Source organism: Mucilaginibacter sp. P5_A6 (genome assembly GCF_056400585.1).
The window spans coordinates 1-6,673 of sequence record NZ_JBFUKZ010000057.1 but is presented as its reverse complement, the minus strand read 5'-3'; the positions used below and the strand labels follow the sequence as shown (position 1 = coordinate 6,673).

Sequence of the window (6,673 nt, the reverse complement as noted above, 5' to 3'; positions counted from 1 at the left end):
TTGGAAAGAATAGTTCGAGCTGCCTAAAAAGTTTAAATTAAGATGGAGTGTTTGCGGAGTATCTTTCCCGTTAAGCCCGGCAACATACCAGAGCTTGCCTTTTCTTCGGGCTATAACAACCATTTCGCCCGGGTAGCCGTTGATTAGCTTCGTTTCATCCCAGGTTGTGGGAAATCCCATTAGGAATTTACGGGGACCTTCAGCCAAATCATAATAAGCAGAAGGCCTGTCTGCAAAATGCTGCAATCCGGATTCAAATACTACTGCCAAAGCCAACTCGTGGGCAAAAGACGTTTTATGCTCGTGCTGCGAGTTGGAAAACGTTACCGGTGTGTAGTCCATAGAGCCTACTATATTCCGCGTAAATGGAAGAGTTGTGTTATGCGCAGCGGCCTTATCGGTTAAAATACCATCGTTATTATACCATTCTGCACCGTACACCGCTTCGGTACTCATTAAATTAGGATAGGTGCGCGCCCAGCCACGCGGTAAGGTGGCTCCATGAAAGTTAACCAAAAGATGRTRTTTTGCTGCGTCTTCCAGAATGTCGATATAATATTGCATCATATCTTGCTGGTCTCCCGCAAAAAAATCGACTTTGATACCTGATACGCCCATATCGTTCAGCCATGAAAATTCCTTTGCTCTTTTCTCTGGTGTTAGCAGCCTGTCAGCTGGAGTTGCACCAAGCCATTCGGTACCCGAGTTATACCATAAAAGAGTTTTGACACCTTTACTCTTTGCATAACTCAACGCATCCTTTACAGTACCGCCGTTTGACATTACGTCCCATTCCCAGTCAATAAGCACATATGGCCATTTCATTTTTGCAGCCAGATCAATGTATTCAATCACTTTCTGATAATCCTTTGAACCATGATTGTTTGCCCAATATACCCAGGCTGCGCTCCCGGGCTCAATCCATTTCGTGTCCTTAAAGGCAGTAGGTTCGCTCACATCGGTGATCAACGTACTTTCTACCAGATCAGCCAGCTTACCCACTATCATCACATGCCATTGCGATTTCCATGGCAAACCGGAAACAGCTCCGCCATGCCAATCTTTTTTTGCCGAAGGGTAACTTGCCTTATACAGGTTTGTGTTTTGTTTATTGTTAAGTTTCGCCGCGCAATTTTGCCTCGTTATACCTGCCTCTGAAATTAGCACCCATAATGACTGGTTATTAACTTTATACAAAGCAGGATACCCCCAATCACCGTTCCCCTTTGCAGTAGCTCCATCGGTATTAAGCGGAAAAAAATTCTCATAAGATTGATCAAACGGTTGCATCCATCTTGCCGTACCTTTAGGGATAAGGTAGCCCGTAGCTTCATCTGTAATCGATAAACCGGAGTCAGAGCGATTGGGAAATGCGTACCTGAACGCAATCCCATCGTTATATACCCTGAAAGTGATATTTAAGGGCTGTTTTGAGGCGTTCTGATAGTTAAATGTTTTCTCGGTCCCAAAGTTTTCGCAAAGCTTCCGCTTTCCGGTCAGCATTTCATATTTGTCATGAACTACGACAGGCTTACTCTCGCCAATGAATTTGAGATTGGATACGAATTGCTGATCCTCTCTTAATATACCTAATGGTGAAGCCGGCAACACTTCAATATAAGCTCCCTTACTTTTATACAGTACCTTAAAATAAGCCTGACCTAAACCTCCCTGGCCTGCCTGCTGCATTTCTACAACAACTTTAATTTTTTTATCAGGAGATAAAACTTGTTGAGCGTAACCCACTGACCCCAAAAAAAGGCTCATAATTAATAATAACCTTTTCATCTTATTATTTTATAAAATTTTGATCCTTCATTTAAAATATTTTATCTATCAACACCCATTTAACTCTCCAGACACATGATAATCAAGTATAATAAATCAACTAACAATGCCTCAGGACGCCGGATTAAATTTCTTTATAAGTTATAAGGCTTCATTAGCGCTAATGCCAAATGGCTTTGATATTTAAAGTAGCCCCTGATAGATTGGGGGAAGTAACCGTCAATTTAATATCACCCGAACTGTGTGTGCTTCTGATAACAACCAAGGCACGTCCATGCCAGGCTTTACGTGTATCCGCTGTATATGGATCTGTGTCCTTCAAATCGGCATTATCAACTCCCGCAATGGTGGCAGGCCCTTCAATTTTAAAATGCAGCCGATTTATGGCATTCGGTTGAACTATGCCGGCATTGTCTGTTATCTCAATGGTAACATAGGACAAATCTTGCCCATTTGCCAATATCTTTTTACGGTCGGCAGTCAATTTGATTTTTGCAGCTCCGCCCGATGTTTGCAAAACAATTGATTCAACCTCTTTATCGTTATCCACACCGACTCCCTTAAGTTGTCCCGGCGAATAGGTTACGGTAAATTCGGCTTTATGTTCCTGCGCTATTGCCGTAGGTTTTTCGCCAATAAGTTTGTTGTTGAGATAAAGGCGCACCCTAGGATACTTTGAATAAACTTCCACTTTAATATCCTTTCCAACATAATCCGGCCAGGTCCAGCTTTCCCAGGTTGGCCAAACAGACCACCACGTTGTTTTAATTTCCAAGGGGGCTGGTTCAGGTTCCCGGACAGCCATGAAAAGTTTTTCGGTATTATTGTATAACAAGTTACGATAATGCGAAATCGGCTTTCTCCATCCGATCAGATCGACATCTCCGCAATAAGCACCATGCCAGGGGAAAAAATCATGTTCCCAGTGTTCGCCAGGTACCTCGCCCGAATAATACCAACGACCTATTCCCGATTCTCCAAGATAATCTATAGCCGTCCAAACAAAATCACCAAGAACATAATTGTTGTCTTCTACCAGCTTCCAATTGGCAAAARCATCTTTGGGATACGATTCAGTTTGAATGATCATTCGTGAAGGTACCCGCTGATGATCTGCAGACGCGCTCTGCAAATGATAATTATACCCGCCAATGTCATGCGCCGCCATCAGGGAATCAAGCGTTGCCCAGTCTTTACCGTTATCCACAATGGCCGATGTAACCGGGCGAACAGTATCTATTTTTTTTATGGCACTTGCAAGTATTCTGGCTGTTTCTACGGCTCCCGGGCTACCCCTTTCTACTATCTCATTACCAATGCTCCATATTACGATTGATGGATGATTACGATCCCGCATAACCATGGCTTCCAGGTCGCGTTTCCACCACTTGTTAAAATATTCGGCATAATCATGTTTGTTTTTCCCTACTTTCCAACAGTCAAATGCTTCATCAACAACCAATAAGCCTAATCTGTCACAAGCATTTAAAAATGCCGGGGATGGTGGATTGTGAGAAGTTCTTACGGCATTGAACCCCGCCTCTTTGAGCAGTTCAACCTTGCGTTCCTCTGCACGGTCAAAAGCAGCGGCACCCAGGCAGCCATTATCATGATGCACACACCCTCCATTCAGTTTTACTGTTTTTCCGTTAAGCTGAAACCCGTTTTCCGTAGTAAATTTGATGCAACGTATGCCAAACCCGGTCGCTGTTTGGTCAACTATTTTTTTATTTTGTAATACCTGTATCCGGGCACTATATAAATGCGGCGTTTCCGGCGCCCATAACATGGGGGCTGATACCGAAATTGTTTGAGCAATTTCCTTTTCGCTGTTAGCAGCCACGTCAACAGTTACTTGTTTATTGCCTGCGTTTTTAGCGTTTGGCCCTTTCAGCAAGGTACTAAGCACCAGATGTTGAGGAGACCCGGTTTCGTTTTTAATTAATGTTTTAATTTGAACGGTTGCCTTTTTTGAAGATACATCGGGCGTTGTAACCGAAACTCCCCAGTCGGTAATATGTACCGCATCGGTAGCTGTCATCCACACGTGGCGATAGATCCCGGAACCGCTGTACCACCTGCTGTTCACCTGTTGCGAATTATCAACCCTTACGGCTATCACATTCTCATGATTAAAATCCAGAAACGGCGAAAGGTCATAGCTAAATGACGAATAGCCATAAGGGTAAATGCCAAGTGATTTCCCGTTAATAAAAACTTCAGAATTCATATAAACCCCTTCAAAATAAATGGACACTTTTTTGCCTTTCCATTCAGCCGGGGCTTTGAAAGCTTTCCGGTACCAGCCTACTCCTGCAGGAAAGTATCCACCGGCTCCGCCCGTCGGATTTTTAGGACTTATTTTCCCTTCGATACTCCAATCGTGCGGTAAATCAAGGTTTCGCCAAGCCACATCACTAAAATCCCTTGATTTTGCAGATATAGTATCTCCCTGAAAAAATTTCCAGTTATTATCAAATAATTGCTTTCGCTCAGTTTTATCGAGGTTTTGAGCATGGCAGGCAATGTTCCCTGCCAAAAACAGCAGGACTGTAGCTATTGCGCCAACATGCCATGTAATTTTATTTGTATTATTTTGTTTCATATTGATTTATATTTTTTTGAAGTAACGGGATCTAACTTCATAACAACCTCAGCTCCTTTAGGGCTCAACCTGTTGAAATCACTTTTGGGTAATTCCCTTCCATTCATCTGTTCTGAAGGGCGCGGCCGGCAGCCCTTCTTTGTTAACAAGGTTACAAACGGGGTTGTCGGCCCAAGCGTAACGTATGGCTACTGGTACATTTACCTTATCCGAACTAACTATTACCTTATCACCTTCGATCCTGGCCGATGCCCAAAAGAATTTTTTATCATTTCCGGCTATTGTGAATCCCTTTAATGATCCTGTATCCCGGGTAGCAAGTCCCAAACCGGTCTCAGTAAAACTTATGATTATATCTTTACCCTTGACAACGAAGTTTTTATACATTGGCCCCGAGGCAATAACATTTTTCCCATAAGCTTTTTTTTCTGCTATCAGCGCCAGCCTGCGGCCTACCTCCTGCTTATTTGTAGGATGAATACTGTTTGCATCGCCGATATCTATTATGCAAGCCATACCTGTATTGGGTTGTGACAGTGTTAGTGTCTGCGCTTCTCTCAGTTCAGCCCATTCACTTTCAGAAGGAAGCGGATCTTCTTTTTTGAAGTTGGCCAACTGAACATATAAAAAAGGAAGGTTACCCTGATGCCAGCGTTTTCGCCAGTCGTTGATCAGCATAGGGAATAATTCCCTATAGCGGTAAGCCTCCGTATCATTCGCCTCGCCCTGGTACCAGATAAACCCTTTGACCCCAAAAGGAATTAGCGGATTAATCATGGCGTTAAACAGCGCCGCGGGGTAATTTTGATAATTATGGATTTTAGGAAGAGCAGGTTCAACATTTGTTTTATACAACCATTTCCCTGCTAAAGAGATCTTAGAATAACCATCAGTAATATAAATATTATCAGCCGGAGGGTTCAGCCCGCCACCGCCCCACAGCATAGCCAATCTTATAGCAATGGTATTTTCCCCGTTTTTAACCAGGCCGGCCGGAATGGTATAGGATTGCTTTGGATTGCTATTCCAAATCGTTTTGCATATTTCGGCACCGTTAAAATAAAGTGAATAATTCATTTCAGGGCGGCCAATATTCAGAACTAACTCTTTTCCTGCAAAAGATGGCGGTAACACAATTTTTTTGCGCAGCCACATCATCCCTTCGTATTTTCCAATCCCAAAATCTTTAACCAGCCGGGGCATCTCAACTGCAGCCCAACCAGAATCATCGTACTCCGGTAAGGGAACAGTTTTATCAGTATTATTCTGTGGATGATAAACGATGTCCCAAAAACGTACCATATCCAGGCTATCTTTTACAACATTGTTTTGAGTCAGCGTATCACTGGCAAGCATTTTTGCCCTGGTAGTAGCCGATGTAAGCTGTATTTCCCGGCTTGTCCATGTTTGTACCGGCGTTCCACCCCAGGTACTTTGGATGATACCGATTGGTACGTTTTGCTCTTTATGTATTTTACGGGCAAAATAATAGGCTACCGCCGAGAGCTGCTTCACACTATTTGTGTCGCATAGTTTCCACTTACCCGCTAAAAAATCAGATTGAGGACTAAACTTAATATCATGTTCTACCACAAGAAAGCGAATTTGCGGAAAATCAGCTTTGGCAATTTCATTCGGAGCATCCCGCGCCTGCTGTACCTGCCATTCCATATTGGATTGACCAGAAGCCAGCCATACATCCCCGATAAAAATCCCCGTTAGTTTGATTGCTAATTCCGGCTTTCCTGATTCAGAAATTTTGAGATCATAAGGGCCACCTGCCTTAAACTTCGGAAAATGCAACATMCATTTGCCGTCTTTATCAGTTTTTGCATTTGTACTTACTTTGCCAAGCGTTGCAACAATCAAAGAACCCGGAGTTGCGTTACCCCAAACAGGAATATTTATGCCTCGTTGCAAAACCATATTATCGCCAAACACTTTTGGCAAAGTTATCTGGGCATAACCGGATGTTTGGAAAAAATGGAATAGTGTAAAAAACACTAATGATATCCGTTTGTTTATTTTCATTATTTTATTCGAATAGCGTGAACTCTGGTTGTTAGACCTAATACCGTTTTTTGATAGCTTGCAGCCCCGGAAATAACCGAGGCTGTAAGCATAATAACATTAAGATATATTTCCAATTTTTTCATTTTTATGTCGAGCGAAACTGACCCGGAGCATACCGGGCCAATAGTGCGTTGTGTCAATGAATTTCGTGCCGTTAGGAAATTGGTATCAATCCTGCCGGTGGTGAGCCGTAAATACCCTTTCCGC

General features: G+C 43.0%; 3 protein-coding genes. All 3 read right to left on the bottom strand.

Annotated features, from left to right (window positions below):
- The coding region (locus AC1DO4_RS27405; protein WP_477420952.1) for a glycoside hydrolase family 97 protein at nt 1-1,788 on the bottom strand (1,788 nt) is incomplete at its 3' end.
- Between the two features lie 160 nt (nt 1,789-1,948).
- Nucleotides 1,949-4,393 carry a glycoside hydrolase family 2 TIM barrel-domain containing protein gene (locus tag AC1DO4_RS27400; RefSeq protein ID WP_477420951.1) on the bottom strand — a complete coding sequence of 815 codons (2,445 nt, stop codon included), beginning with the start codon at nt 4,391-4,393 and terminating at the stop codon, nt 1,949-1,951.
- A gap of 78 nt (nt 4,394-4,471) precedes the next feature.
- Nucleotides 4,472-6,424, bottom strand: a complete 1,953-nt coding sequence (locus AC1DO4_RS27395) for a sialate O-acetylesterase (protein WP_477420950.1) — start codon at nt 6,422-6,424, stop codon at nt 4,472-4,474.
- Nucleotides 6,425-6,673: the final 249 nt, after the last annotated feature.